Origin of the sequence: Undibacterium sp. WLX3042 (genome assembly GCF_049544825.1) — a bacterium.
GTDB lineage: Bacteria > Pseudomonadota > Gammaproteobacteria > Burkholderiales > Burkholderiaceae_D > Undibacterium.
The window spans coordinates 2,128,285-2,155,060 of record NZ_CP186698.1 but is presented as its reverse complement, the minus strand read 5'-3'; the positions used below and the strand labels follow the sequence as shown (position 1 = coordinate 2,155,060).

25 protein-coding genes and 4 tRNA genes are annotated in these 26,776 nt (G+C 49.7%); 22 read left to right on the top strand and 7 right to left on the bottom strand.

The genetic code is table 11. The annotated features are described in order from the left end of the window. Nucleotides 1-26 precede the first annotated feature (26 nt). The 5 genes from ACPAOP_RS09805 (at nt 27) to ACPAOP_RS09785 (ending at nt 2,026) form a co-directional block, all read left to right on the top strand. A tRNA-Gly gene (locus ACPAOP_RS09805) sits at nt 27-102 on the top strand. 36 nt (nt 103-138) lie between these two features. Then, nucleotides 139-214, top strand: a tRNA-Gly gene (locus ACPAOP_RS09800). Nucleotides 215-296: 82 nt separating this feature from the next. Beyond that, nucleotides 297-370, top strand: a tRNA-Cys gene (locus ACPAOP_RS09795). A 70-nt stretch (nt 371-440) separates the two neighbouring features. Beyond that, a tRNA-Leu gene (locus ACPAOP_RS09790) sits at nt 441-533 on the top strand. Between the two features lie 224 nt (nt 534-757). Next, the gene (locus tag ACPAOP_RS09785; protein WP_423707827.1) at nt 758-2,026 is read left to right on the top strand and encodes a tyrosine-type recombinase/integrase; all 1,269 of its coding nucleotides are present in this window, start codon (nt 758-760) and stop codon (nt 2,024-2,026) included. Nucleotides 2,027-2,055: 29 nt separating this feature from the next. Here ACPAOP_RS09785 and ACPAOP_RS09780 read toward each other — a convergent pair whose 3' ends face one another. After that, nucleotides 2,056-2,295 (bottom strand): hypothetical protein, encoded by a 240-nt coding sequence (locus ACPAOP_RS09780; protein ID WP_423707824.1) that lies wholly within the window; start codon nt 2,293-2,295, stop codon nt 2,056-2,058. Between the two features lie 337 nt (nt 2,296-2,632). Here ACPAOP_RS09780 and ACPAOP_RS09775 point away from each other — a divergent pair, with 337 nt between their 5' ends. The 6 genes from ACPAOP_RS09775 to ACPAOP_RS09750 all read left to right on the top strand — a co-directional run bounded on the left by ACPAOP_RS09775 (nt 2,633) and on the right by ACPAOP_RS09750 (nt 9,373). Then, nucleotides 2,633-3,361, top strand: coding sequence for a hypothetical protein (locus tag ACPAOP_RS09775; RefSeq protein WP_423707823.1), 729 nt, complete (start codon nt 2,633-2,635; stop codon nt 3,359-3,361). Nucleotides 3,362-3,391: 30 nt separating this feature from the next. Continuing rightward, on the top strand, nt 3,392-3,598 hold the full coding sequence (locus ACPAOP_RS09770) for an AlpA family phage regulatory protein (protein ID WP_423707822.1): 207 nt from the start codon (nt 3,392-3,394) through the stop codon (nt 3,596-3,598). 284 nt (nt 3,599-3,882) lie between these two features. After that, a complete protein-coding gene (locus ACPAOP_RS09765; protein WP_423707821.1) occupies nt 3,883-4,341 on the top strand; it encodes a hypothetical protein in 459 nt (152 codons plus the stop codon). Then, the gene (locus ACPAOP_RS09760) at nt 4,334-4,702 is read left to right on the top strand and encodes a hypothetical protein (protein ID WP_423707819.1); all 369 of its coding nucleotides are present in this window, start codon (nt 4,334-4,336) and stop codon (nt 4,700-4,702) included. The genes ACPAOP_RS09765 and ACPAOP_RS09760 overlap by 8 nt, the downstream gene beginning before the upstream one ends. Nucleotides 4,703-4,844: 142 nt before the next feature. Next, a complete protein-coding gene (locus tag ACPAOP_RS09755) occupies nt 4,845-7,802 on the top strand; it encodes a DUF927 domain-containing protein (protein WP_423707817.1) in 2,958 nt (985 codons plus the stop codon). 920 nt (nt 7,803-8,722) lie between these two features. Continuing rightward, on the top strand, nt 8,723-9,373 hold the full coding sequence (locus ACPAOP_RS09750) for an ABC transporter ATP-binding protein (protein WP_423707815.1): 651 nt from the start codon (nt 8,723-8,725) through the stop codon (nt 9,371-9,373). Nucleotides 9,374-9,513: 140 nt separating this feature from the next. On the opposite strand, the gene ACPAOP_RS09745 is transcribed toward ACPAOP_RS09750, so the two are convergent. Genes ACPAOP_RS09745 through ACPAOP_RS09735 form a run of 3 tightly spaced genes read right to left on the bottom strand, consistent with a single transcriptional unit; the run spans nt 9,514 to nt 12,607 of the window. Then, a complete protein-coding gene (locus ACPAOP_RS09745) occupies nt 9,514-11,076 on the bottom strand; it encodes a cryptochrome/photolyase family protein (protein ID WP_423707813.1) in 1,563 nt (520 codons plus the stop codon). Nucleotides 11,077-11,093: 17 nt separating this feature from the next. Further along, nucleotides 11,094-12,467, bottom strand: a complete 1,374-nt coding sequence (locus tag ACPAOP_RS09740; RefSeq protein WP_423707812.1) for a DASH family cryptochrome — start codon at nt 12,465-12,467, stop codon at nt 11,094-11,096. Further along, nucleotides 12,464-12,607, bottom strand: a complete 144-nt coding sequence (locus tag ACPAOP_RS09735) for a DUF2256 domain-containing protein (protein ID WP_423710003.1) — start codon at nt 12,605-12,607, stop codon at nt 12,464-12,466. The genes ACPAOP_RS09740 and ACPAOP_RS09735 overlap by 4 nt, the downstream gene beginning before the upstream one ends. 517 nt (nt 12,608-13,124) lie before the next feature. On the opposite strand from ACPAOP_RS09735, the gene katG reads away from it, so the two are divergent. From katG to motD, 8 genes are all read left to right on the top strand, one after another. After that, complete coding sequence (gene katG, locus ACPAOP_RS09730) at nt 13,125-15,356, top strand: catalase/peroxidase HPI (protein WP_423707811.1); 2,232 nt, start codon at nt 13,125-13,127, stop codon at nt 15,354-15,356. 378 nt (nt 15,357-15,734) lie between these two features. Further along, entirely contained in the window at nt 15,735-16,886 is a 1,152-nt protein-coding gene (gene flhB / locus ACPAOP_RS09725) for a flagellar biosynthesis protein FlhB (protein WP_423707810.1), read from the top strand. Then, a complete protein-coding gene (flhA, locus tag ACPAOP_RS09720; protein ID WP_423681947.1) occupies nt 16,883-18,985 on the top strand; it encodes a flagellar biosynthesis protein FlhA in 2,103 nt (700 codons plus the stop codon). The genes flhB and flhA overlap by 4 nt, the downstream gene beginning before the upstream one ends. Further along, a complete protein-coding gene (gene flhF / locus ACPAOP_RS09715) occupies nt 18,982-20,253 on the top strand; it encodes a flagellar biosynthesis protein FlhF (RefSeq protein ID WP_423707808.1) in 1,272 nt (423 codons plus the stop codon). The genes flhA and flhF overlap by 4 nt, the downstream gene beginning before the upstream one ends. After that, on the top strand, nt 20,246-21,091 hold the full coding sequence (locus ACPAOP_RS09710; protein ID WP_423707806.1) for a MinD/ParA family ATP-binding protein: 846 nt from the start codon (nt 20,246-20,248) through the stop codon (nt 21,089-21,091). The genes flhF and ACPAOP_RS09710 overlap by 8 nt, the downstream gene beginning before the upstream one ends. 7 nt (nt 21,092-21,098) lie before the next feature. Beyond that, entirely contained in the window at nt 21,099-21,830 is a 732-nt protein-coding gene (locus ACPAOP_RS09705) for an RNA polymerase sigma factor FliA (RefSeq protein ID WP_423681950.1), read from the top strand. Next, nucleotides 21,812-22,558: a flagellar motor protein gene (locus ACPAOP_RS09700; RefSeq protein ID WP_423681951.1), complete on the top strand. Its 747-nt coding sequence runs from the start codon at nt 21,812-21,814 to the stop codon at nt 22,556-22,558. Before ACPAOP_RS09705 ends, ACPAOP_RS09700 begins: the two co-directional genes overlap by 19 nt. Nucleotides 22,559-22,560: 2 nt before the next feature. Continuing rightward, nucleotides 22,561-23,340: a flagellar motor protein MotD gene (gene motD, locus ACPAOP_RS09695; protein ID WP_423707804.1), complete on the top strand. Its 780-nt coding sequence runs from the start codon at nt 22,561-22,563 to the stop codon at nt 23,338-23,340. A 69-nt stretch (nt 23,341-23,409) separates the two neighbouring features. On the opposite strand, the gene ACPAOP_RS09690 is transcribed toward motD, so the two are convergent. The 3 genes from ACPAOP_RS09690 to flgA form a co-directional block, all read right to left on the bottom strand. Further along, a complete protein-coding gene (locus tag ACPAOP_RS09690) occupies nt 23,410-23,889 on the bottom strand; it encodes a flagella synthesis protein FlgN (RefSeq protein WP_423707802.1) in 480 nt (159 codons plus the stop codon). Between the two features lies 1 nt (nt 23,890). Next, nucleotides 23,891-24,196 (bottom strand): flagellar biosynthesis anti-sigma factor FlgM, encoded by a 306-nt coding sequence (gene flgM, locus ACPAOP_RS09685; protein WP_423681955.1) that lies wholly within the window; start codon nt 24,194-24,196, stop codon nt 23,891-23,893. A gap of 136 nt (nt 24,197-24,332) precedes the next feature. After that, nucleotides 24,333-24,968: a flagellar basal body P-ring formation chaperone FlgA gene (flgA, locus tag ACPAOP_RS09680; RefSeq protein WP_423707801.1), complete on the bottom strand. Its 636-nt coding sequence runs from the start codon at nt 24,966-24,968 to the stop codon at nt 24,333-24,335. 260 nt (nt 24,969-25,228) lie between these two features. Between flgA and flgB the strand changes: the two genes are divergently transcribed. From flgB to ACPAOP_RS09665, 3 genes are read left to right on the top strand one after another with little or no spacing between them, the layout of a single operon-like run. Continuing rightward, entirely contained in the window at nt 25,229-25,630 is a 402-nt protein-coding gene (gene flgB, locus ACPAOP_RS09675; RefSeq protein ID WP_423681957.1) for a flagellar basal body rod protein FlgB, read from the top strand. A gap of 5 nt (nt 25,631-25,635) precedes the next feature. Then, nucleotides 25,636-26,040 (top strand): flagellar basal body rod protein FlgC, encoded by a 405-nt coding sequence (flgC, locus tag ACPAOP_RS09670; protein ID WP_423681958.1) that lies wholly within the window; start codon nt 25,636-25,638, stop codon nt 26,038-26,040. A gap of 21 nt (nt 26,041-26,061) precedes the next feature. Beyond that, complete coding sequence (locus ACPAOP_RS09665) at nt 26,062-26,730, top strand: flagellar hook assembly protein FlgD (RefSeq protein WP_423681959.1); 669 nt, start codon at nt 26,062-26,064, stop codon at nt 26,728-26,730. Nucleotides 26,731-26,776: the final 46 nt, after the last annotated feature.

Here is a 26,776-nt window from a genome sequence, read left to right as displayed (position 1 = left end):
TTTTCAATGAAAATTAGTACGATAATGCGGGAATAGCTCAGTTGGTAGAGCGCAACCTTGCCAAGGTTGAGGTCGAGAGTTCGAGACTCTTTTCCCGCTCCAGTTTTTAGTAGTACCTGATGTATTTGTAGTAACAATGCGGGAATAGCTCAGTTGGTAGAGCGCAACCTTGCCAAGGTTGAGGTCGAGAGTTCGAGACTCTTTTCCCGCTCCAGATTCTGAAGGGAAGCAGCGCTTCCCTTTTTTCTTAAAGTTGTTTTGCCGCGTTTCAGTTTTTTGATTGAAACAGCACCCTTGGCGGGGTAGCAAAGTGGTTATGCAGCGGCCTGCAAAGCCGTAGACGCCGGTTCGATCCCGACCCCCGCCTCCAGTTTTAAGAAAGCGCTGTTAAGCGCTTTTTTTTCAGAGCAAGCAGTTTCGGCTGCATGTTGTAGAGATGGGCCCGAGTGGTGAAATAGGTAGACACATCGGACTTAAAATCCGCCGCTTTCCGTAAAAGGGGCGTGCCGGTTCGATTCCGGCCTCGGGCACCAAAACTAAGTTTCAAGCAGTTCCAAGAAATACAATAACCCGCCTTCTTCATAGAGAGAACGCGGGTTTTTTGTTCCCTAACGTTCCGTGAAGTTCTTTGACAGCCCAGATTTTTGGCGGTATATATGACGGTATTCAGCGAAAATCAGATACCGCCAAAAACTGAATACCGTCAAAACGGCACTTCCTTGACGGTATGCGGTATCGCCTTATAGGGAAACCTGACATGCCTAAGAAAATTATCCCGCTTACTGATATCAAGGCAAAGAGTGCGGCGGCCAAAGATGCGCCCTATAAATTGACGGACGGCGGCGGCCTCTATCTGATGGTGGGTAAGGATGCCTCAAAGCTGTGGCGCATGGATTACCGATTTAATGAAAAACGCCTTACGCTGTCTTTCGGTAAATATCCTGATGTCTCGCTGGCGGCGGCGCGGGCAAAGCGTGCCGAAGCAAAAGAGCAAATTGCTTCTGGCATTGACCCCAGCGACCTGCGCAGATCAGAGCGGGCGCAAGCCAGCCAGCAAAAGGAGGCGGCTAAACGCGATGCAGAGGGCTTGCCGGTGATTGATTCTTTTGAGGCGGTAGCATGGGAGTGGTTTGAGGCAAAAATTAAGCCGCTGTCAGAGAGTCACCGTTCACGGACTACCGCTTATTTGAAAAACGACCTAATACCGTATCTCGGCAAGTTGCCCATGGCTGAGATCAAGGCACCTGTTTTACTGGAATGCTTACGCCGTATCGCTGTCAGAAAAAACAATCAGGGCAAAACCATTACGGAAACGGCAAACCGTGTGCGCGAGCAAATGGGGCAGTTATGGCGCTTTGCCATTGCCACCGGCAGGGCAGAGCGTGACATAGCTGCTGACTTGCGTGGCGCGTTAGAGGCGCATGTACAGAAAAACTTTTCACATATCACCGACCCCAAATTGTTAGGCCAGCTTATGCGCGATGTTGACGGCTACGGCGGCGCACCGGTTACGGTAGCGGCGCTGCGCCTGCTGCCTTTGGTGTTTGTGCGACCTGGCGAATTTAGGGCGGCTCGCTGGCAAGATATAGATTTAGAGGCGAAAGAGTGGCGCTACTTCAGTCCTAAAACAAAGATAGACCACATCGTGCCGTTATCTGAACAAGTGCTGACACAGTTACGCGCATTGCAGCCGCTTACCGGTATGGGGGAATATGTGTTCGGCGTCAGATCAGGCCAGCGGCCATTATCAGAGGGCACGATTAACCAAGCCCTCAAGGCTTTGGGCTATTCCAGCGACATTATTCACCCGCACGGCTTCAGGCATACCGCCGCGACGATGCTGGCCGAAATGGGATGGGATGAAAACACCATAGACCGGCAATTGTCGCACGTGGTGCAAGGTGTAAAAGGCGTGTACCAGAAAGCCAAATACATAGAAGACCGGCGCAAAATGATGCAGGCATGGGCGAATTATGTTGACCAGTTAAAGCGAGGTGCAACAATTATTCCGCTACGCACCGCCTGATAAACAGTAAGCCTGATTGCTGGCGCAGCTTACCAGCATTTTTGCCTTGCAAACCCGCATGAAATATAGCCGCCTTGTGCGGCTTTTTTTATGCCCACCATAAAAGCCACAAAAAATAGAAGCCTTATCTCAGTAAAAACAGGTGTACCGGTGTACCAAACAGCGGAAACCAGCGCCAGCCTTAGCTTTCCATGGAACACAATATATATAAATAGGTGTACCAAAGGTGTACCAAATGTGTACCAGCTAAAAACGGCGTTCGATTTCATGCGGGTTTGCAAGGTAAAAACGGTGAAAGGCTGCACCGGCTATGGGTTTTGATTGAAATGGTCTTGTTTTGAAACCAGCCTGCACCTTCTGGAATGCCGCGCAAGGGGAATTTTCTTGCGCTACACACGCCGCCTTTTTAAAGTCGTCTCACTTTTTGCCTAGTTTGAGACAGGTGTTTTTCATAAGATGCCCCCATGCACTTACTGAGATTTCACAAGAACATTATTTTTAAAAAGTCGTCTCACTTTTTGCCTATTTTTGAAACAAGTGTTTTTATAAAATTCCCATGTACTTACTGGCGCTTCACAAAAAACAATTATTTTTTAAGGAATCAGAATGAGCAGATCAGATATCGAAGCAGCACTTCATGCGAGCCTGAACAACTACCAAAAGGCGTTAATCAATATCCGTGTTTTGGAGAAAATGGAAGCAGAGACACCATTTTTTGCGGATAACAGTGCATTGATTGCGGCTACAACCACACTTGAAGATTGCACCGTACGCCACTCTCTCAATGAAGTTTCAGCCGATGAACTGGAACACTGCAAAAAATCGCTTGTTGCTGAAGAGAAATCGTACGATGCGGCGAAACTCAAACAAAAAGATAGCGAACTGAAGCTGTCAGGTATTAAGCGACGTATTGAGGCCAGTAAGCTTAAAGCCGAGGAAGAAAAAGAAAATTTACGCAAAGCGGAAAATACTTGGCTGTCATTTGAAATTCAAAAAGCAGAAGATGCTTACTCTGCCGCCGCCGAAAATTTAAAGCAAAGTTATTTACGAATAATGGCATGTGCTAAGGCGTTAGAAGATCGCGGCAACCATGCAAGCGCCAGCGTGAATTATTCCGCAGAAATCATGGTTCCTGCCATTGGTAGTGATTGCTTGCTGAAGGCCATGCCAGGTGAGAGCAGGGCAGGCGGATACTACTTTAAAGAGAAGCGTCCAGTCTTTAATTTTGGAGTGATTGATATAGAGAACGAATTGGCTAGCGCGGCAACTGCAAAAAAAGTCAGCCGAGGCGACACGATTAAGCAAATCATTGCCAGCTTTTCTAAAGTTAAATAATTTTGGAAAAAAGAAATCACGAGGGTACTTATGCCAGATACGAATCAATCAATGCAGTTATTACGCTTGCCTTCCGTCCTGAATAAAACAGGGCTTTCCAGATCTGAAATTTTGCGCAGAGTGAAGCTTGGTACTTTTCCTAAACCCATAAAACTGGGTGTTCGTTCCGTCGCGTGGTCTTCGGATAGCGTGAATACGTGGATAGTGTCTGTTATCAAGGCAGGAAGTGCAGACTAATTTATGAGAAAAAATCTTGTCATTGCTGCGCACAAGCATTATTCTGTGCGTGTCCCTAAGAAAAAAGGGAACGAGTTTGACAGCTCGAATTACACAAAAGCGCACAGGCCGCGCAATGCGGCTTTTTTACGTGCGTATGTCATTGCATCCTCTTTACGGGCGGCAGTGGCGGGGAGGCTTCGGCCTGCCGGTTTCTTTTGTGTCCGGTCTGTCAACCCCGTCATTTGCTGCCCACCCCGTTTGACAGCGGGGCGCAGTGTAACCACTACACAAAGGAGTCTGCCATGACTGCACCACGCACATCCAAACAAAACCGTAAAGAAGAACTACTCCCGTTATCTGACACAGAAAAAGAACTGCTAAAAGCCATTCGCGTGATGAATAGTGATGCGCAAGCGCGTGTGCTTCGGATAGCTAAAACATTCGCTTTAAAATTTCCAGCATCTGCATCAGCGATAGCAGAAAAACCGGCATTCGTTTCTATTGATGTTGTTAAAAAAACTCAATCTTTAGGGTTCGAGATTGAGTGCACCTTATTTGATCTGGTGGTGTTTGTGGAGTCAATACTCGACAAGATAGACGCGATTGGAATGGACAGCTTAGATAGAGAGGGCGCGGCGGCAGTGAATGCAATTTGCTGTTTTGCCGGATACGCTGACAGGAAGGTGAAAGAAATTCAGCATACCAATAATCGGATATTAGAGGTCGTCTTTCACGCCATCAGAGGAGGCCAGCATGTCTGACTCATCTTTTCAGTATGCTACGTTGCCAGACCCCGCTGGCGCTGGTTTGCCAGCAATGACTTTGCCAGTAGATGCCCGTTATCAGCAAGCCGTTGATTGCGGTGTTCGGGCTGCACAGGCGTTTTTCTGCGAAGACGATGCAATCAGCCTTCACGCTCATTTGCCAGCCTGTCTGCATCACTATTTGCAAATGGTAAGGCAAGCCTGTGCTTTGCTGGTATCAGCAGAAACGGTCTGGCAGCAACATGAACAGGCCAGCCGTGACGCTTTTTGTGCCGGTTATCTTGGCCGCATTCAGCAGGAATTACGCCTGATGCGACCGCCTCCACCACGCCAGCGCCACGCTGCCGCGATGCACTAAGAGGCAGACATGACCCCGAAACAGTTAAAGAGTCGCATTGATTCGTCAATGCGCTGGGTGTGCATACGTCTGTACATTTTGCATCTCAATGTGTGTTCCCGTCTGTTGATGAAATCAGAGGCGCAAAGAATAAGGAATAGCAATGACCAGAAAACCTATTGAACGGCCTACACCAGAGGCCATACAAGCCGCCCTGAGCTTTATTCCGCCTGATGACCGGCAGTTATGGTTAAAGATCGGCATGGGCATTAAGCATGAATTTGATGAAGCCGGTTTTGACCTGTTTGATTCTTGGAGTCAGAGCGGCAGCAACTATGATGCGGCGGCTGTAAAAACAAGCTGGCGCAGTTTTAAAGCGGGCGGCAAAATCGGTATCGGCACGGTGTTGTATGAGGCAAAACAACGCGGCTTTCATATCAAAGACCATGCACCGGCAGCGCCTGTCAGTGCGGAACAGGCGGCCAGCATGGCGCAGGAAAGAGCCGCCAAGTTAGCAGCAGAACAAGCAGAGATAGAACGCAAACAGGCAGCCGCTGCCAGTATGGCGCAAAAACAGTGGGACAGCGCCAGCGAACAAGGCCATTCAGACTATCTGCAAAGAAAAGGCATTGCAGGGCATGGTGTGCGGTTTGCCCGTCATAGTAAAGGCGATACGTTGCTGATTCCTGTCATGGATACCAGCGGCCAGCTTTGCAACATTCAGCGGGTGTTTGCTAATGGCGATAAACGCTTTTATACCGGCGGCAAAGTGTCGGGCGGCTTTCATTTAATCGGCGGTGTTGATGCTGATGCTGGCGCTGCTGTCTGGCTGCTGATTGCAGAGGGATACGCTACCGGCGCGGCCTTATATGAAGCGACCGGCTACCCTGTGGCGATTGCCTTCAGCGCCAGCAATCTGAAGCATATCGCCGCCCTGATGCAGCAGCGGTATCCAGACAAACGCATTTTGTTGTGTGCTGATGATGACAGCGAGACAGAACGGAACACCGGCAAAAATACCGGTGTGATCGCTGCCAAAGAAGCCGCCGCCGCGATTGGCGGCCTGTGGTGCAAGCCGCTGAATTTACCGGCTGGCGGTAATGATTTTAATGATCTTGCGGTGGCGCGTGGACTGGCCGAAGTCAAAAGCCAGATCGAGGCCGCAATAAACGTAACAGCGCCAGCCAGTGCAGTGCCAATAAGCGGGCAGGAAGTGAGCCAGATCGCGGCACAGGAGTATGACGTTGACGCGGTGAAGGCTGATAAGGGCGGCGTACAAAAAACGCCTCAAAAGCCAGCCAGTGCACCGCGCCAGAATCGAGGCAGCAAACCTGCTGGCGCTGGTCAATCGAGTAAGCCATTTTTTACCGTGAGTAATGAGGGCGTGTTCTATCATGCCTTCCATGAAGGCGAAGCGTTACCCGCCCTTAAAATCTGTTCGCCCTTGTATGTGATCGCCAGAACGCGGGACGCGGCAAGCAGTGAATGGGGTTATCTCTTGGAATTAAACGACCCTGACGACAACATCAAACGCTGGCCGATGTCGTCCCGTATGTTGTCTGGCGATGGTACGCAATATCGTGCTGATTTACTTTCGCTGGGCTTGATGATCGAACCTGGCCTGAAGGTGAAAAACTTGCTGACGACCTACATACAAACGGCGGACGTGCCAGATCGTGTGCGCTGTGTTGAGCGCACAGGCTGGCATGATGACGTGTATGTGCTGCCAGATCGCAGCATAGGGCAAGGGGCAGAAACAGTGCTGTTTCAGGCGAATAGCAGTACCACTTCGCAATTTAAACAAAAGGGAACGCTGGCAGAGTGGCAAGCTCATGTATCTGCCTATTGTCGGGGTAATTCGCGGCTATTGTTTTTTGTATCGGCGGGTTTTGCTTCTGTGCTGCTGCATCATGCAAAAGTGCAGAGCTTTGGCTTGCATCTGATGGGCAGCAGTTCCACCGGCAAAAGTACCGCCATGAAAGTAGCGGCCTCTGTGTTTGGTGGCACTGATTATGCGCAAAGCTGGCACGTCACTGATAATTCGTTAGAAGCGACCGCGCAAAAGCATTCTGATGCCTTACTGGTATTAGATGAACTCGGGCAGGCTGACCCTAAGATGGTGGGCAATATCGCCTATATGCTCAGTAATGAAAAAGGCAAAGGCCGTGCCACACAGAACGCGACCGCCAAGAAGATCGCTACATGGCGGCTGATATTTATCAGTGATGGCGAATTGTCTTTAGAGGCCAAAATGGCCGAGGCGGGCAAAGCCACCAAAGGCGGCCAAGATGTACGCATGGCACATATTCATGCAGATGCTGGCAAAGGCTTAGGCGTGTTTGATACCGTGCACAGCTTTACTGATGGCGCTGCACTATCCCGTCACTTGGTCAGTATGGCGCAGCAATACCACGGTGCCGCAGGGCTGACCTTTATCGAATGGCTGGTGGACAATGTGGCGCTGTTGCCAGATATGTTGCGGCAAGCGATAGGCAGCACCGCTGGCAAACTCTGCCCACCCAATGCGCACGGCCAAGTAAAGCGGGTGTCTGAGTTCTTTTCATTGGTGGCGGCTGGTGGTGAATTAGCGACCGCAGCAGGTGTGACAGGCTGGGCAGATGGTGAAGCCACCGAAGCGGCCACGACCTGCTTTAATGACTGGCTATCAAGTCGCGGCACGGCGGGGGATATTGAGCATGATCGTATGCTGGCGCTGCTGCCTGACTTTATTCAGGTCAATGGCAGTTCCCGCTTTGAATGGGCGCATAGAGCGATGGATGACCACGCACCTAAAACCATTAATCAGGCGGGCTTTAGACGCTTTGTCAGCAAGGCAGGAAACCCGATTAAGAATAATACAGACTGGCACAAGGAATACGGCGATAAGATGCATCCAGAAGAAGCCGAAGGCGCAAGCATTGAATACTTCCTGCTGCCAAAAGTGTTTAAAGAGGAAGTTTGTAAAGGCTATGATGCCAGACTGGTCGCCGCCAAGATGACAGAAATGGGGGTCTTTGAAAAAGACAAGGAAGGTAAGAGCAGCATCCTTGAACGATTCGCCGGAACCAAAGCCAGATACTACAAAATACCGAGCGATAAACTCTATTCACTGATTGCCTGACCAGCGTAGCGAACCGGCGGCGCGGCCTGTGGTGGTGGGGTGAGAATCCCCTTCGCGCTGCAAAAACGCTGCTGTTTTGCATTTCTATTCCAGAACAGCCAATCAAACGGCACTGAAACCCCGCATTGCCTTAAATGCACAGAATCATGGCTGAAAAGCAAGGATTCTGGTACACCGGTACACCTCAAAAGTGCTGTGGTACACCTCAGATGTGTACCACGCAAACCCAATCCCCATGCGGGTTTGCGGCCTGTTTGTATGCCGTGGTACACCGGTACACCGGTTTAAAGGTACATTCCTACTTCATTTCGGTAACACCCCTGTTTTCTGGAATTTTAGTGAGGCTGCACCAGATATAGGTTTCAAGGCAAAAACGGCTTGCAGGCTGCACCAGTGCTACGTTTGACGTATAACTACTATCCATGCGGGTTATCAGTGAGAATGCCTTGCGAGGCTGCACCCTGCTTAAGTTCTTACACTCCCTATCAAGGTACTTCCGCACTTCAACAGATCAAGGGTAATTCAAACCCCGACCAGACTCTAGTTAATGACTTACGCTAAGGGGGTTGTGCCGTATAATATATGGGGTGAAATGTCTGTAAGACTAGGAGTTAAGTCATAAAAACAGAGACACAAATTTTTTTGACGGTATATTTGACGGTATTTCTTGAAGTTGAAAAATATAAGTGTTTGATTTAAAAGTGAATTTTAATAAATTTAGATTCCGGCCTCGGCACCATATCGACATCTTAGTAATTCTGGAAACCCGCAAACTTCCTCGAGTTTGCGGGTTTTTTATTATCTGTTTTAAATGCCAGATATCATTACTTCCAGATTGTCTGGTGCTTAGTTTGTCGCCATAACGCTTATCTGCCTGGCCAGTAAGCGTGTTTGCTTTTCTCTACTCACAAGGATCATTGATGTCTGCTATATCTCCTGAATGCACGGTAGTTTTACAGATTGATGGATTGCATATTGCGCATCGGCGCCTCGTCTTACGTGACTGGACGACTGCGATTTCTGCAGGTGTGACACTGGTGTGCGATGAGGAAGGCGAGTCCAAGACGGATTTTCTGCGTTTGCTGGCGGCTGAGTTACCGTACGCTGCGGGCAGACTTAATTTTCAAGGTGTGGCGCAGCATGCGGATATGTCTGCTTACAGGCAGCAGGTATTCTGGATCGAGCCATCGACTGCAGAGTATGATGAATTCACCGTAGAAGGATTTTTTTCCTTGCAGGCAAGTCGCTATGCCGGTTTTGATCAGGCTGCGCTGTTGCAGTTGATAGACGGGCTGGCGCTGGAGTCGCATTTGTTTAAGCAGATACAGATGTTATCTTCCGGTACCCGGCGCAAGGTGTGGATTGCCGCTGCGTTCGCGAGTGGGGCCGCGCTGACATTGCTGGATGATCCGCTGGCGGCACTCGATAAAAGTTCTGCGTTGTTTGTATTATCCCGGATGGCAGCCTTGGCGCAATCTGGGCAGCGGGCACTGGTGGTGGGTGATTATCATGCACCGGCGAATGTGCCGCTGGCGGCGAGGATAGATCTAAGTTTGATGACCAGTGCCTGACCGTTGTTGTGGGCTTGTCCGTTGGTCTGAACGCTGAAAAAAGCTCACGTCAACTTTCGCCAGTTGAGCTGCTTTTGACTGTCAATTCAAAAGCACCGACGATTGCATCGATGTGACTGCAATCATTGCAATGCAGCTCGTCACAGGATATCGATATTCTCTAGGGTAAATTTCGCCTGTTTCTGGAACTCTGCAATCGTGGCGGTATCCATTTTTTCTAATTGGCGATAGGCCATACCTATACGGGGATTTTTGCTAAGGGTATCTGTGTTACGCTGAAAAAAATCCCAGTACAGCGCATTGAACGGGCATGCATTCTCGCCGACGCGTAATTTTTTATCGTAACGGCAGCCTTTGCAATAATCACTCATGCGGTCAATGTAGGCGGCGCTCGAAACATAAGGTTTGGTCGCTAATATTCCGCCATCGGCAAATTGGCTCATGCCTGCCGTGTTCGGCAGCTCCACCCACTCAAATGCATCGATGTAGATGCCCAGATACCAGTGATGTAATTCAGCCGGATCCAGACCCGCCAGCAGCGCAAAATTACCTATCACCATCAGGCGCTGGATATGGTGGGCATGTGCGTGCTCCAGCGATTGTGTAATGGCATGTGACAGACAATTCATTCTGGTTTTTCCATTCCAGAACCATTGCGGCAACCGACGACTGTGATGGAAGAAATTTTTCTCTGTGTACTCAGGCATGTTTGCCCAATATACGCCGCGTACATATTCACGCCAGCCTAATATTTGCCTGATGAAGCCCTCCGTTGCAGCCAGCGGCGCACACCCGGAGTGATATGCCGCCTCTGCTTTTGCCACCACTTCACGCGGATTCAGCATTTTGACATTTAAGGCAAACGACAGCAGCGAATGAAATAGACGCCATGATTTAACACTCATCGCGTCTTGAAAATCGCCGAACTGCGGTAGTGCATTGTCGATAAATGCATCCAGTTGTTGTAATGCTTCCTGACGGTTAAGCGGCCATGCCAATTGTTTGGCCTGAGGATTGCCAAAACTTTTTACACCCGCATCAACAATGGTCTGCCACAAATCCGAATGATCATGCAAAGTTCGCGTATCTTGTGGCTCAGGCGGTGTGCCGCGCCAAGGCTTGCGATTGTCGTGATCATAGTTCCATTGCCCACCCAGGGGCTCTTTCGTGTCTTTCATCAAGACAAGATGAGTCATGCGCATCTGGCGATAAAAAAATTCCATCAGCCATTGCTTGCGGCCGGTAAAAATATCCGCTACTTCGTTGCGCGTTGTATAGAAATGGTCAGTATCAACCATGATCCACGGAATATCTGAGCGGCGGCCGTATTCGTATAACTGCTGATCCAGGCGCCACTCATCCGGTGCCTGATACTCAAATACCGTAGCCTGATGTTGGCTGATCAGCGCATCAATGTTAGCGGGTATGGATTGCAGATTGTCAGGGTCATCAATCGTCAGGTAATGCACGAGATGTCCTGCCTCACGCAACTGCCGGGCGAGATCACGCATTGCTGCAAAAATCGCCAGAATTTTTTGTGCATGATGTAAAACATAATCCGTCTCTTGCCGTACTTCCATCAGGACATAGATTATCGCCTCATTGACTTCGCTGAACCAGCGATGCTGAGGGTTCAGCTGATCACCCAGAATTAGTCTGATTGTCTTGTTTGGCTGAGGTACGTGGGCGGTATTGTGTTTCATTATTTGTGTGCCGAGATCTATGTTGATTTCGTGTTCCAGAGTTGCTGATATGTGCCATCGCGATCATAATCATGGGCTTGTTTTTGTATGTTGAATCTTCTGCCGTTGCGAGGATCGGTGCCGCGCCCGGAGATGTATAGCCAATTGCCCTGATTGCTATAGACATCATAATCGATTAGCTGTGACTCGAACCATGCCGCGCCCGCGCGCCAGTCGCAGCCCAGGTCGTGCACCAGATAACTCGCGACAATTTGACGCAGACGATTTGACAGATAACCGGTTGCAGCAAGTTCGGCCATTCCTGCGTCGACAAGAGGTTCTCCAGTTTGAGAGTTGCACCACGCCTCAAATCGGGACGCATCGTGGCTTGGTACAGATAAATTTGTCAGACCTTGCTGGCGATACAATCGTCGGCCGTACTTCAGATGCAGAAAACGGAAATAGTCACGCCATAACAATTCAAACCAGATCCAGTAGGTGCTGTCATTTGCGCCGTACTTTGCCTCATATTCTTTTAGTGCCTGATACACGGTTCTGGGCGATAAAGCGCCAGAGGCCAGCCACGGAGAAAATTTCGTCGAGTAATCGATGCCGCTTAAATCATTTCTTGTTAGTTTGTAGTTACGTGCCAAATGGCGATCAAAATACTGGCGGAGATGTGCCGCGGCTGTGCTGGCACCTCCGGAAAATGGCGGCAGAAAATAGGGAAAAGAGGAGCGGCCGTCAACATTGAGGACAGTCTTATCGGAGATTGAATCTTCATTGGTAGCCGTATTGCCTGAACGGTGTTGCGCTGGCATTTGCAACGCACTCCATTTTTTTGCTAATGCCGGATATATTTCCGGCAAGGGCGACATGTCTGCGGGGCGCGGCAAAGGGGCGGATGGTTTTATTTGCTTGCTCTCCACCATCAGTCGGAAGTGACTGAATACATCCGGCAATGCGTCAAGCGGAATCGCTAAATCAGCGGGATTAAGTAAGCTTGATTGCCACGACGTCGTTACCTTCAGTCCGCTTGCGCGTAAGGCTGTTACCTGGTCTTGTTCTTCAGGCGCAGCAATTTCCTCACTACAAATCTGCACGGTGCCTGCATCGTTTGCGAGTAAAGGCAATACATCTTCCGGCTTTCCGGTGATTTCAAGAAGATCGCTGCCTTGCTGCTGCAACTGATGGCGTAAATCGGCCAACGCTGAATTTAAAAAAAACTGACGGTGCTGGCTGGTACGTGACACATTCCACTTTGTCTTGTCCCATGAGGAAGGGGAGTGACAATAGACCAATAATAAACGTGTTGACTGCTGACATGCTTGCGTCAGTGCCGGTTGATCTTCCAGTCGCAAATCATTACGAAACCAATAGATCGTGGTTGTTGCAGATATTGGTGTCTTCATACTTTTCGCTTGCTATTCTGACGGCACCGGTCTGAACAGTATTTCACATCAGTCCACACTTTTTCCCATTTTTTGCGCCATGTAAATGGCCGCTCGCACTGCAGGCAGAGTTTGCTTGGTAACTCCGACTTTTTTCGCATACCCATTTCGGTCGTCCTTTATGAAAGAGTCTTCAAAATTTCCATGATCTTACCGGTGAAACGAATCGGATATGTGGCTGCCGCTAAATCCGCCCCGGAGTCAGGCAGCGTGCTGGATTGAGCGAGTAGTGGGGCGGATGTTGAGAGGCTTGCTGAAAGTGTTCTTTTTACAGGGGCGCAATACTAGCGCGGAAAAAGTGGAGGTGCATTTGAGGGGGGGGCGGAGACGGGCATTGTTGCGGGGTACATTTACTGGGGAAGCAGTCGCTAATTCGAAAAGATTGCTGGCTCCTCGATGAAAATCTATGCCATTTTCACTTTAATTAGTTAAATTAAATCAATTTGATAAATTTAATTAAGTTGATTAATCGATTTCCGGTCTCTAGAATGAATTCCGTAGCAGATGTCAAACAAACGATGTCACGATTGATCGCTTGCTTGATGTATTCACTGCAGGTCAGTATTGCGTTGTCGGCTGAACCTGCCCTGTCCAAGTCCGAATTCTGAGGAGAAATCGATGTCAAACGAAGCAAAATGCCCTTTTCATGCTGCTGCGGCTGCAGCAAAAAATGCGGTCGCCAGCGCAGCGCCAAACAATGCAACATGGTGGCCGAACCAATTGAAGTTGAATATCCTGCATCAGCACTCGCCTGAGTCGAATCCTATGGGGGAGGCCTTTGATTACGCTGCGGAATTCAAGACACTCGATCTGGACGCAGTGATACAGGATCTGAAAGCGCTGATGACGGACTCACAGGATTGGTGGCCAGCCGATTGGGGTCACTATGGTGGTCTGATGATACGTATGGCGTGGCATGCGGCGGGTACTTACCGCGTCTCAGATGGTCGTGGTGGTGCAGGTACCGGTAATCAGCGTTTTGCGCCTTTGAATAGCTGGCCAGATAACGGCAATCTCGATAAAGCACGTCGTTTGCTCTGGCCGATCAAACAGAAATATGGCCGCAAAATTTCCTGGGCTGATTTGTTCATCTTAGCGGGTAATGTCGCTTTGGAATCGATGGGCTTTAAGACCTTTGGTTTTGCTGGCGGTCGTGAAGACATCTATCAACCAGAAGAAGATATCTACTGGGGTTCAGAAACTGAATGGCTGGCCACCAGCGATAAAGCGAACAGCCGCTATGCAGGTTCCAGCGCGGGTAAGCGCGATCTCGAAAATCCTTTAGCTGCCGTACAAATGGGCTTGATCTATGTGAACCCAGAAGGCCCGGATGGTAATCCAGATCCGGTCGCCTCTGGCCGTGATGTACGCGAAACCTTTGCCCGCATGGCGATGAATGATGAAGAAACCGTGGCCCTGGTTGCTGGCGGCCATACTTTCGGCAAAGCGCACGGCGCTGGCGATCCAAGCTTGGTCGGGCCAGAACCAGAAGCGGCGGGCATAGAAGAGCAGGGCCTGGGATGGATCAATCAATTCGGTTCCGGTAAGGGTGTACATACCACTACCAGTGGTATCGAAGGTGCCTGGAAACCGAATCCGACGACCTGGGACAACGGTTACTTCGATATGCTGTTCGGCTACGAGTGGGAATTGACCAGAAGTCCGGCCGGTGCCAAACAATGGGTGGCGAAAGATTGCAAACCCGAGCATCTGATTCCTGATGCACATGATCCTGGCAAGAAGCATCCACCGATGATGACAACAGCGGATCTGTCGCTGCGTTTCGATCCGGCATATGAAAAAATCGCGCGTCGTTTCCATCAAAACCCGGCAGAATTCGCAGACGCATTTGCGCGAGCCTGGTTCAAGTTGACGCATCGCGATATGGGGCCGGTAACACGCTATCTGGGGCCATTGGTGCCGAGTGAAACCCTGATCTGGCAGGATCCGATTCCGCAGGTTGATCACATTCTCGTTAACGCACAGGACATCGCCGTCCTGAAAGCCAGAATCCTGGCTTCGGGATTATCGATTTCTTCTCTGGTCAACACAGCATGGGCATCGGCATCAACTTTCCGTGGAAGTGATAAACGCGGTGGTGCGAATGGTGCACGCATCCGTTTGTCGCCTCAGCGCGACTGGGAAGCAAATCAGCCGCTGCAGTTGCAGCAAGTACTGGCAAAACTCGAGGCGATACAACAGGAATTCAATGCAGCCCAGTCTGATCGAAAGAAAATCTCTCTGGCGGATTTAATTGTTCTGGCAGGTGCTGCGGCGATTGAAGCAGCTGCAAAGAGAGCCGGGCAAGATGTGCAAGTGCCTTTCGTACCCGGTCGTATGGATGCGTCGCAAGAACAGACTGATGTGGAATCGTTTGCCGTGCTGGAGCCAGTAGCAGATGGTTTCCGTAACTATGTGCGTGCTGGTCTGGAACAGCATGCAGCGGAACTGTTGATCGATAAGGCGCAATTGTTGAATCTGAGTGCGCCAGAAATGACGGTTCTGATCGGTGGTATGCGGGTGTTGGATGCAAATACAGAAAAAACGCAGCATGGTGTATTCACTCAACGGCCCGAGACACTGACCAATGACTTCTTCGTTCATCTGCTCGATATGCGTACCAAATGGCAACCATTGGCGACGGCTGCCGGCGTGTTAGAGGGGCGTGATCGTCAGACTGGCGAACTCAAATGGACTGCTACCGTGGTTGATCTGGTGTTTGGTTCCAATTCACAACTGCGTGCGCTGGCTGAAGTCTATGCGGGCAGCGATGCGCAAGCGAAATTTGTGAATGACTTTATCGCCGCCTGGAATAAAGTCATGAATGCGGATCGTTTTGACCTGAAATAATCCGTCGTAATTGACTGCTAACAGTCATTTTTCTGTAGTTAATGCGTACCCATTTTTTTCCTTGCATGGAATAAGATGGGTATCGCGTTAATTCCTCTCTTCCTGAAAGCAGCGGTAGCTGTTTAGCCCGAATACCTGTTCTCTTCATTTCAGCAGATCAAGCGGGAAGCTGAATTCAGCCATTTCCCGACGCGCTCTTGTGTTTTTCTGATGGTCTTCCTTCACGCAGGCTACGATATTTTCCCTCTTCAATTTGAATAAACGGGTATTTACTCCTTTATTCCTCGTATCCAAGTCCGGCTGCACATTCAATAATCTCATCTGTAAATTTACGTAATCGAAGCATTACTTGCTTCGCGGAAATAACAGGAGTCGGCAATGGCCGAAGATAGCGATCTCGAAAAAACAGAACCGGCCTCGGAGAAGCGCCTTGAACAGGCGCGTGAGGAAGGGGATGTTCCGCGTTCGCGTGAACTGTCAACTTGCACCATTTTGCTGGCAGCTGGTGGAGCGCTCTGGGCGATGGGCGGCACGCTGGTTCAGCAATTAAATAAAAATCTGATTACCGGTCTGACGCTGGAGCGCGAAGCTGCCTTTGACTTTAACTTGTTGATTGGAAAAATCGGCGTCAATTTACTGGATGTTCTATTGGCATTTTCCCCTGTCGTATTAGTGCTGTTGCTGGTGGCATTGGGTTCGCCCTTGCTGATCGGTGGCTGGTTGTTCAGCGCTAAGGCTTTGCAGCCGAATTTCGGGCGCATGAATCCGATTGCTGGCTTGGGAAACATGATTTCTGCGCGTGCCGGTGTTGAATTGTTGAAGGCGATTGTGAAAACTATCCTGGTTGGCAGCGTTGCCTGGGTTGTCATCATGGGGCAAAAAGAGGCGATTTTTGGTTTGCCTCTGGAAAATCTGCATGCCGGGATGGCACACGTAGGTCACATGATGGCCGTTTGTTTTATGTCTATCGTTGCTGCTTTAGTTGTGATTGCGGCGATAGATGCGCCTTATCAGATGTGGCATTACGCCAATAAATTAAAAATGACGCATCAGGAAGTGGTGCAGGAATCGAAAGAGTCGAATGGTAATCCGCAGATTAAAGCGAAGATTCGCCAGCAACAACGTGAAATGGCGCGTCGCCGCATGATGTCTGAAATTCCGACTGCAGACGTTATTGTGACCAACCCGACGCACTTTGCCGTCGCACTGAAATACACCGAAGGTGGTGGCGGCGCGCCGAAAGTAGTCGCGAAAGGTGCCGATGAAGTCGCTGCAAAAATCCGTGAGCTGGGTGCAGAACACAATGTTCCTTTACTTGAAGCGCCGCCGCTGGCACGTGCGCTGTATAAGCACACAGAGTTAGGCGACGAAATTCCTGAAGCTTTATATGCTGCCGTTGCTGAAGTTCTTGCGTATGTATTCCAGCTTCGCAGTTACCGAGAACGTGGTGGCATCAGACCGGAAGAACCACGTGAATTACAAGTTCCAGCAGAGTTAGACCCGAATAATCAAGTAGGAGTAGCAGTATGAACAGCCTGAAATTACCTTTGTGGATGAACGGGCTCAATGGCAGGGCGCTGGCAGCGCCTGTCTTGATTATTCTGATGCTGGCCATGATGGTGTTGCCGTTGCCGGCGTTTATTCTTGACGTCTTTTTCAGCTTCAATATCGCGATTGCGATCATTGTTTTGCTGACGAGTTTGTACACAGTGAAGCCGCTGGACTTTATGGTGTTCCCAACAGTACTGCTGGTCAGCACTATGCTGCGTTTATCGCTCAACGTTGCGTCTACCCGTGTTGTGTTGACAGAGGGGCATACAGGCCCGGACGCTGCAGGTAAGGTGATTGAGGCTTTTGGTCATTTTCTGATTGGTGGAAATTACACCGTCGGTATCGTGGTGTTTGTGATTCTGACGATCATTAACTTCACCGTGGTGACAAAAGGCGCGGGTCGTATCGCTGAAGTGGGCGCGCGTTTTGCGTTGGATGCGATGCCTGGTAAGCAAATGGCGATTGATGCTGATCTGAATGCTGGTCTGATTGCTGAGCAGGAAGCGCGTCGCCGCCGTACCGAAGTCGCTCAGGAAGCTGAATTCTACGGTGCGATGGACGGTGCGTCTAAATACGTGCGCGGTGATGCAGTTGCCGGGATCATGGTAACGGTGATTAATATCGTCGGTGGCCTGATTGTGGGGATGGTGCAGCACGATCTGGACTTTGGTTCCGCGCTGAAGAATTACACTTTGCTGGCCATCGGTGATGGTCTGGTTGCGCAGATTCCATCGTTGATTATTTCTACTGCTGCTGGTGTGGTTGTCTCGCGTGTCGCCAGTGAGCAAGATATCAGTGGTCAGTTGATCGGGCAGTTATTTGCTAAGCCACAGGTGATGTTTATTACGGCTGGCATTATCGGTGGCATGGGTATTATTCCCGGTATGCCACACATCGCCTTTGTACTGTTGGCCGGATTACTGGCTGGCGCTGGCTATCTTGCACGTCAGAAGGCGCAACAGGCAGCAGGTATTTCTCCTGCTGATGCAGCGGCACAGGCGGAAGCGCAGAATGCGCCGGCGCCCGAGGTCGAAGAAGCGACATGGCAGGATATTCTGCCCGTGGATACGCTGGGGCTGGAGGTTGGTTATCGTCTGATTCCTTTGGTCGATAAATCGCAGGGCGGTGAGTTGCTGCGTCGTATTAAGGGAATACGTAAAAAATTCGCGCAAGAGGTGGGATTTTTATCACCGCCGGTACACATTCGCGACAATCTTGAACTGAAGCCATCGGCTTACCGCATCGCGTTGAAAGGTGTTGAGGTCGGCGCCGGTGAAGCGATGAATGGCCAATATCTGGCGATTAATCCCGGCATGGTTTCCGGTCCTTTGCCGGGTGTGGAAACGACTGATCCGGCGTTTGGTTTGCCTGCGATCTGGATTGATGCCAGTGCGCGCGAACAAGCGCAAGCGATGGGATATACCGTGGTTGATGCCGGCACAGTGATTGCCACTCATCTGAATCATCTGATCACTACACATGCCGCTGAATTGTTAGGTCGTCAGGAAGTGCAGCAGTTGCTGGATCATCTGGCAAAAGAAATGCCGAAAATGGTTGAGGATCTGGTGCCTAAACTGATTCCTTTGTCGGTACTGCAAAAAGTCTTGCAAAACCTGCTGCTGGAAGGTGTACATATCCGTGACATGCGTACCATTATCGAGACCTTGTCTGAGCAGGCGATGCATACTCAGGATGCCAATGAACTGACTGCGCAAGTTCGTATAGCGCTTGGCCGTGCGATTGTTCAGCAAATTTTCCCGGCAACAAATGAACTGACCGTGATGACTCTGGATAGTCGCCTGGAACGTTTGCTGATGCAGGCGATCCATGCCGGTGGTGGTGATGGCGCCGCGCTGGAACCTGGTCTGGCTGAGGCGCTGACAACACAAACAGAAACTGCTGCAAAACATCAGGAAGAAATGGGCATGACGCCAGTCCTGCTGGTGCCCGCACCACTGCGTGCTTTGCTGTCTAAATTCTTACGCCGTACATTGCCGCAACTTAAAGTGTTGTCGCATGCCGAATTACCTGAAACAAAAACCATTAGAGTTACCAGCCTTGTTGGAGGGCAATCATGAACGTCAGAAAATTTACTGCTAATACCTCGCGCGAGGCGCTTCGCTTGTTAAGGGAAGCATTGGGGGCAGATGCGGTGATTTTGTCCAACCGGAGTGTAAACGGTAAGGTCGAGATTATGGCGATGGCGGATGAGACGATACAGTCGATTGCGCCAGCGAAGGATGAACGCGAGATCGTGCCGGAAAGCATAAGAATGGCACCACCGGTGCAGCACGAGCCTCGGATCTTCGCGCCACGCGGAATGGGTGTGGAGTCAGGTGGATATACTTCAGCCCCAGCTTCTGTTGCCGGGGAATTAAGTGATGTGATGAACGAGATCCGTTCTATGCGTAGTATGCTGGAGTCACAACTGGCAGAATTGTCATGGGCGAACACGCAAAAACGCGAACCTCACAAAGCGCTGGTATTGAAGGAAATGCTGGCGACAGGCCTGAGTGCCAGCTTGTCGCGATTCATGGTTGCAAAGTTGCCGGAGAATGAAACAGGTGACCAGGGTATTGAATGGATAAAATCGATTCTGGCCCGCAACCTGACGACAATAGATAACGAGAATGAAATTTTAGAAAAAGGTGGCATCTATGCCCTGGTCGGACCAACTGGTGTGGGCAAGACGACGACGACAGCAAAACTGGCAGCGCGCTGTGTGATGCGTCACGGCCCGTCTAAACTGGCGTTGATTACAACCGATGGCTATCGTATCGGTGGCTATGAACAGCTGCGAATCTATGGGAAAATTCTCGGAGTGATGGTTCACGCGGTCAAAGATGAGAGTGATTTGCGTATAGCTTTGTCCGAACTCAAGAATAAACATACCGTTTTAATTGATACTGTCGGTGTCAGTCAGCGCGATAAGATGGTGACCGATCAGGTCGCAATGTTGTCGGGTCCGGGTACGGATGTGAAGCGCCTTTTGTGCCTGAATGCTACGTCAACAGGCGAAACACTGAGTGAAGTGGTGAGAGCCTATCAGGGAACCGGTCTGGCAGGCTGCATTCTGACCAAACTTGACGAGGCTGCAACGATAGGTGGTGTGCTCGATATTGTGATACGTCAGAAACTGAGTCTGTATTACATTGCGAACGGACAGCGCGTGCCGGAAGATTTACACGTGGCAAACAAGCAGTACCTGATTGACCGTGCTTTTAAATTGAAGCGAGAAACAGCTCCGTTCCGTTACCTCGATGAAGAGCTGCCTTTACTGATGTCTGGCATCGGCTCGACGGCGATGGGTGGACATGTTGCAACGCGGGAGGTGTCCCTTGGCTAACATAGATCAGGCAGAGGGGTTGCGTCGTATGCTCGCTGGGCCAAAGCCACGCGTATTTACCTTTTTGTCGGCATTGAAAGATGATGAAAAAAGTGAAATGCTGGTCAATCTCGGTGTATCTGTCGCTCGGCAGGGACAGCAAATTCTGATGGTTGATGCGCGATCATCTTCTGACAGTATAGGTGCCTGGCTCAATGCGAGCAGCGAGCACACCTTGTTGGATGTGGCACAACAACAGCGTACAATGCACGAGGCGTTAAAAGTCGTCGCTTCAGGCTTATCAGTTGCAATGTTGTCGCGTCATAGAACTGTATCATCAAGGTTGCCAGCCGAGCACTCCAGACGACTGTCGAGAGTGTTTGATCTCGCTGTGCATCGTGCCGATATGGTGGTCGTTGATTGTGATATTGACGCGACCGATGCGTTTCCACTGGCATCTATGGACGACAGTGAAGTAGTGATTCAGGTTTCTTCAGACCCATCAGCAATTAAGTCTGCGTATGGACTGATCAAACGTATAAGCGCTCGTCTCGGACGACGCTCTTTTAGTATTTTAGTGTCCGGTGTATCTGAGAAAGAGGCAATGTTGATCTATACAAATATGGCTCAGGCGTCTCAGCGATATCTTGCGGTACCCTTAAATTTTATCGGTTATGTGCCGGATGACGAATTAGTCAGAAAAGCAGCTTATCAGGGAAGGTCAGTGATCGATGCCTTTCCGAAAGCGCGCTCTTCTATGGCATTTTTTCAACTGGCAGAGCGGCTTGTTGTGACTGCCCGGTCTACGTTGCGTTTTGACAGCGTATCCGGACAACAGGGAATCGCTCTCGGAATCTAATTTGAATATGTATACGGCCAGCGGAAAATCAGATAAAAATTTTCTCCTCAGGGAGCACGCGCCTTTGGTTAAGCGACTGGCTTATCAATTAAAGGCGCGCCTGCCTCCAAGCGTAGAGGTGGATGATCTGGTGCAGGCCGGAATGATTGGCCTGCTCGATGCCATCAGCCGTTACGAAGACACGCATGGTGCCCAATTTGAGACTTACGCTGTTCAGCGCATCCGGGGCGCTATGCTGGACGAGCTGCGTAATACTGACTGGTTGCCGCGCGGGGTCCGGCAAAACATGCGGAAAATCGAAAATGCGATGAATCAGATGCAGCAGAAGCTGGGTAGGCCGCCGACAGAAACCGAGGTGGCGAAGTCGCTCAAGTTATCTTTGGGCGAATACCAGGAGCTTTTAGGCGAGAGCGGTGGACATCAGCTGGTGTACTACGAAGATTTCCACGACGCAGAAACAAAAGAGCACTTCCTCGATCACTATTCTTCCGATAATTCAGGTGATCCTTTGCAGGATTTATTGAACGATGATTTCCGCGATGCAGTTATCGGTGCAATTGACAGCTTGCCTGAACGCGAGAAGTTGCTGATGGGACTGTATTACGAACAGGAATTAAATCTGAAGGAAATCGGCGCGGTGATGGGCGTCTCAGAGTCGCGCGTGTCTCAGCTACACAGCCAGGCGGTTGCACGTATGCGTGCTCATTTAAGGGAGAAAGCGTGGACTGGGCTAGCTTAGCAGGACTTATTCTCGTCGTTTTCGGTATCAGCGTCGGTCAATTGATGGAGGGGGGGCGTCTTTCATCATTGGTACAGCCAGCGGCATTTGTGATTGTGGTGATCGGTACGCTGGGGGCAGTTCTTTTGCAGAGCCGCATGAGCACTTTCCGGCGAGGTCTGCGTATGTTGAAATGGATTGTTTCCGAGCCGAAAGATAACAGTAGTAAAAATATCCAGGATGCGTTGGTCTGGAGTGCTGTTGCCCGGCGCGAGGGATTTTTGAGCCTTGAGCGCTACATGGATGCAACTGATGACGCCTTTATCAGTAAGGGATTGCGCCTTGTGATTGATGGTGTTGATCCCGCGCGACTGAAAGATATTCTGGATGTTGATATTTCGTTGTATGAAATCGAGCAACGGCAGGCGGCCAAAATATGGGAGGCAGCGGGCGGCTATTCGCCGACGATCGGAATTTTAGGCGCGGTGTTAGGGCTGATTCACGTCATGGAAAATCTGACCGATCCGTCTAAACTTGGCGGCGGTATCGCTGTGGCATTCGTCGCGACGATTTATGGCGTCGGTTTGGCTAATTTGTTCTTTTTGCCTGTCAGTAATAAGCTAAAAGAAATTATTGGCAGAGAAATTACCCGACGCGAAATGCTTTCCGATATCTTTTACAGTATTGCTTTGGGTGACAGTCCGCGTATTGTCGAAGAGCGGGTTGATAACCGCAGCAGTCAGGTTTAAGCATGGCAAGAAAAAAATATCACGAAGAACCGGAAAACCACGAGCGGTGGATGGTTTCTTACGCTGATTTCATTACCTTGCTGTTTGCTTTTTTTGTCGTTATGTATGCGATCTCTTCGCTGAATGAGGGGAAGTATCGCGTATTGTCCAGCTCCCTGACCGGTGCATTCAGCAATGACCCTGCTTCTCCGGTTATTGCCGGAGCTACTCCACAAGTGGTAAAGCTGGATCCTCTTCCTATAGTGAAGCGGAAATCAAACGAAAATATACGGAAAGAACGCGAAGTAATGACCGGTCTGGCAAAAGATGTGCTCGCCGCGCTTGAGCCTTTGGTAAAAGAGGGGAAGGTCAGGGTAACACAAACCGCCAGAGGCGTGACCATAGAAATCAATGCCAGCTTGCTGTTTCCACCAGGCGAAGCGAAGTTAAATGCAGATTCAGTGCAGGCACTGACTGCGATTGCATCTGTCTTGAAACTCGATAATCATGCAATTCAGGTTGAAGGGCATACTGATAATGTGCCAATTAAAAATCCGGTTTTTCCCTCTAACTGGGAATTGTCAGCCGTCCGCGCCAGTACGGTAGCCAGGCTTTTAACAGAAAATGGTGTCGATGAATTCAGGGTGACGGCTGTCGGCCAGGGAGCAAAATTGCCAGTGGATTCTAATGATACTCCCGAAGGACGATCGCGTAACCGCAGGGTAAGCGTGACGATTTTGTCTGTATTGCCGGAACCTGTGGTGGAGATTCCTGTTCCGACCCAGGCACCAATCACACCCTGATGAAACGCATAAAAAAGCCCCGGTTCCGGGGCTTTTTTACGTATGAAGGGGACTATTCAGCAAACGATCTCAGCGGACAATCAGCCCTTTCGCAGGGGTTGTTCTGATTGATGACTGACCATCAGGCCCATACAGGGATCCAGTTGTTGTTCCTTGTTGAAATGCACTCAGAGCAGTCTGATTTTGAGACAGCCTGCGGGTGATCATCAGACCATTGGTCTTGTTATCTTCTTTGGCTTGTGCTGTTAATGTCAATAAACTGTCCCAGAGCGACTGTGCTTCTGGGCTTTGACGTACAAAATTTAATGTGCTGTCTGCATCTTCGCCAAAGCCCTGCTGTTTCAGGTGCGAGTGACGTAGTTTGTCAAAATCAGCCAGTTGACGCACTAGATCGTTTTTTTGCACTGAGGTTTGGTTCAGGCGCATTACATCGCCTTCTACAAGCGCGGCTTGCTCTTCTTTGAGTAAGTCAGCGAGTGCTGTCATTGCTTCTTTTTCCGCTTTTAAGCACTGCAGAATAGCTTCGCTGTTTGCGCTTGTACTGGTCATATTAACGTTTTCTGGAGTTAAGTAAATCTTTCACGGTTTCCAGAAGTCCATCAGCAACTTTTTCGGAGTTCACCTGAAAGCGCCCCTCAGAAATGGCTAATTTAATTTCTTCAACCTTTTTGGCCTCAAATACGCCACTGCTCGCCTGTGTACTTTGCAAAGCTTGCAATTGCGTAGAAAGAGGAGAAATTTTTACGTTTATAGAAGGCGCCGGAGTGGAAACAGTTCTCTCTGGTGCTTTTTCTGTACGTACAGGCTGCTGGCTGGGTAAACCAGCAGCTTTATTTAGTGTGTCATCAATTTTCACGGCGTTACCCTCGAAAGTGGGAATAGTCTGCTTCTACTATCCGGTTATCGGCCAGGTATTTTTAAACTTTAATTTTACGTACAAAAATATTCGCATGCCCAGACCACTCGATTGCTCGAGTCTGTTGAAGCACTAATTAGTATGTTATTTCGATGATACCACCTGCTTTTGCTATGCCACTGATGGTCTGTCCGTTACTTGTTCTCGCCTTCGCTACCTGACCTTCCGCCGCATTATTCAGTGCCTGAGCGTCTGTTGCAACCTGAAAGCCGGGTCCATTACTGACAACTCTGACGGATTGACCTTGTTGTACCACTGCCGGACTACGAAATAAATCCACACGTAAGGGGGTGCCGGAAGAAACCGAGCTTTGTAAAGATTTGCCTAGCACTTGTTCGGGGTTGGTAACGATCCCGGCCGGTAAATTGGATATATCGCCTTTAATTTTACTCATGTCATCAGGCACTACCAGCTGCCCCTGGCTCAGGGTACGGGATGCGACATAGTACTCAGAAGTGATCTGGACGTTTGCCTGCAAGTAAATAACCCAGTTGACAGGGGCTGTGCAACGGACTCCAACAGTGATTTTCCCCCATGCTTTGCTCCCGCTTGGCAGAAATGCGACGGGCGACTGACAGGCTGCCAGATTCAGCCGCTTATCTACCTGTCCCATTGTGATGGTCGTTTCCCCGGTCTGAGCCTTGGCCTGATGATATAAAAAATCGGCCGCCAGTTTTCTGACGATTTCGTGGTCCTGCATTGCAGCCGTCATTTGAGCCTCAGCGTACGCAGACGTCAGCACCAACAAAAAAATGATTAATTTGGCAAATTGTTTCATAACTCATGGGATGCAAACTACTTAGGATGTGTTCTCATTTTAGAGGTCCGGATTGGTTTACTAAGCCTTGAATAGAAGAGGTTTTTCACCTTTACTCAATGAATTGAGTTACCTGAGGCGGATATATGATGCCAATCATGGAAAACCGTGATGTGGCTGGCGAATCGCTGGCTTTAGATTGGCGAGAGGTTTGAATGACTAAATTAGATGATTTCATGCGTTTTCACGAAACAGCATTGTCTGTTCGTGGGCAGCGGCAACAATTGCTCGCATCTAACATTGCCAATGCTGATACGCCAAATTACAAAGCCAGGGATATTGATTTCACCTCTGCGTTGAATAATGCCCTGCAACAGAATGCGAGGCAGGTGACGCCGGGACTGAATAAAACTGATTCGCAGCATATGGGAAGTGCCTCAGCGGAGGCTGGGGTAGAGCCAATGTACCGAGGCGTTTCTCAGGGCAATATCGACGGCAATACTGTGGATATGGATGTTGAGCGTAATCAGTTCGCCGAAAACTCACTGCGGTATGAGGCGAGTCTGACAATTATTAACATGCAAATCCGTAACATGCTTGCAGCAATTCAGGGGTGATCATCATGTCGCTTTTTAACGTTTTTAATGTGGCAGGTTCCGCCATGAGTGCTCAGGCTCAGCGCCTGAACGTAGTGTCGAGTAATCTGGCGAACGCCGATAGCGTGACCAGTTCTGACGGAAAACCATACAAGGCAAAGCAGGTGGTATTCAGTGCAGTACCTGTTGCAGGCACACCTTCGACTGCGGTTAAGGTGACGGAAGTCGTTGAGGATGCGACACCTGCAAAACTCAAGTACGACCCCAAACATCCGCTTGCCGATGAAAAGGGCTATGTGGCAATGCCCAATGTCAACGTGGTCGAGGAGATGGTGAATATGATTTCAGCATCCCGATCATATCAGACCAACGTTGAAACGATGAATGCAGCGAAAACCATGTTGTTGAAAACGCTGACTTTGGGTCAATGATCCTCATAAAAAGGAAATGAAATGACAACGATACAAAGTAATACAGTTGATCAGAGTCTGCTCAATACCATGAATGGTACGGCCAGCAGCACATCCGCCGCAAAAACGTCAGAGAGTACCTTCCTGAACTTGTTAGTAACGCAAATGAAGAATCAGGATCCGTTGAATCCTATGGACAATGCTCAGGTAACAAGCCAGATGGCGCAATTATCGACGGTATCAGGCATTGAGAAATTGAATGCCTCGTTTGCTGCACTCAGCAGCAATATGCAGGCGAGCCAGAATTTACAGGCAGCTAATATGATCGGTCATGGTGTTATGACTGAGGGGAGTTCCATTTCGCTCTCGAGCTCGAAAGCAATTTACGCCGTTGATCTGCCGCAAGCGGCCGACAAAGTTGAGGTGGTGATTAAGGATGCATCAGGTGCGACAGTGCGGAAAATGAGTCTGGGCGCTTTGCCAGCCGGTGTGAATGATCTGACCTGGGACGGTAAAACCGATTCCGGTGCGGCCGCAGCGGATGGTTCCTACACCTTTGAAATCGCAGCGAGTTCGGGCGAAAAGGCATTGGATGCGACTAAATTATGTTTTGGTATGGTCAATAGTGTGAGTTCCGGTACAGGGGGCGTGAAATTGAGTGTTTCCGGTGTCGGTGAAATATCAATGGCAGATGTAAAGCAAATTTTCTGAGACTGCTGATTGCTCGGGTAATCGCGGTATTTAAAATTAGGGAGAA

Bases quoted from the DNA above. Each gene is read 5' to 3' on its own strand.
- ACPAOP_RS09745 (WP_423707813.1), bottom strand. From the start codon at position 11,076: ATGAAACACAATACCGCCCACGTACCTCAGCCAAACAAGACAATCAGA.
- ACPAOP_RS09775 (WP_423707823.1), top strand. From the start codon at position 2,633: ATGAGCAGATCAGATATCGAAGCAGCACTTCATGCGAGCCTGAACAAC.
- ACPAOP_RS09765 (WP_423707821.1), top strand. From the start codon at position 3,883: ATGACTGCACCACGCACATCCAAACAAAACCGTAAAGAAGAACTACTC.
- flhB (WP_423707810.1), top strand. From the start codon at position 15,735: ATGGCCGAAGATAGCGATCTCGAAAAAACAGAACCGGCCTCGGAGAAG.
- ACPAOP_RS09770 (WP_423707822.1), top strand. From the start codon at position 3,392: ATGCCAGATACGAATCAATCAATGCAGTTATTACGCTTGCCTTCCGTC.
- ACPAOP_RS09735 (WP_423710003.1), bottom strand. From the start codon at position 12,607: ATGCGAAAAAAGTCGGAGTTACCAAGCAAACTCTGCCTGCAGTGCGAG.
- ACPAOP_RS09780 (WP_423707824.1), bottom strand. From the start codon at position 2,295: ATGAAATCGAACGCCGTTTTTAGCTGGTACACATTTGGTACACCTTTG.
- ACPAOP_RS09705 (WP_423681950.1), top strand. From the start codon at position 21,099: ATGTATACGGCCAGCGGAAAATCAGATAAAAATTTTCTCCTCAGGGAG.
- flgB (WP_423681957.1), top strand. From the start codon at position 25,229: ATGACTAAATTAGATGATTTCATGCGTTTTCACGAAACAGCATTGTCT.
- ACPAOP_RS09755 (WP_423707817.1), top strand. From the start codon at position 4,845: ATGACCAGAAAACCTATTGAACGGCCTACACCAGAGGCCATACAAGCC.
- katG (WP_423707811.1), top strand. From the start codon at position 13,125: ATGTCAAACGAAGCAAAATGCCCTTTTCATGCTGCTGCGGCTGCAGCA.
- ACPAOP_RS09690 (WP_423707802.1), bottom strand. From the start codon at position 23,889: ATGACCAGTACAAGCGCAAACAGCGAAGCTATTCTGCAGTGCTTAAAA.
- motD (WP_423707804.1), top strand. From the start codon at position 22,561: ATGGCAAGAAAAAAATATCACGAAGAACCGGAAAACCACGAGCGGTGG.
- flgA (WP_423707801.1), bottom strand. From the start codon at position 24,968: ATGACGGCTGCAATGCAGGACCACGAAATCGTCAGAAAACTGGCGGCC.
- ACPAOP_RS09760 (WP_423707819.1), top strand. From the start codon at position 4,334: ATGTCTGACTCATCTTTTCAGTATGCTACGTTGCCAGACCCCGCTGGC.
- flhF (WP_423707808.1), top strand. From the start codon at position 18,982: ATGAACGTCAGAAAATTTACTGCTAATACCTCGCGCGAGGCGCTTCGC.
- ACPAOP_RS09740 (WP_423707812.1), bottom strand. From the start codon at position 12,467: ATGAAGACACCAATATCTGCAACAACCACGATCTATTGGTTTCGTAAT.
- flhA (WP_423681947.1), top strand. From the start codon at position 16,883: ATGAACAGCCTGAAATTACCTTTGTGGATGAACGGGCTCAATGGCAGG.
- ACPAOP_RS09665 (WP_423681959.1), top strand. From the start codon at position 26,062: ATGACAACGATACAAAGTAATACAGTTGATCAGAGTCTGCTCAATACC.
- ACPAOP_RS09750 (WP_423707815.1), top strand. From the start codon at position 8,723: ATGTCTGCTATATCTCCTGAATGCACGGTAGTTTTACAGATTGATGGA.
- ACPAOP_RS09785 (WP_423707827.1), top strand. From the start codon at position 758: ATGCCTAAGAAAATTATCCCGCTTACTGATATCAAGGCAAAGAGTGCG.
- flgC (WP_423681958.1), top strand. From the start codon at position 25,636: ATGTCGCTTTTTAACGTTTTTAATGTGGCAGGTTCCGCCATGAGTGCT.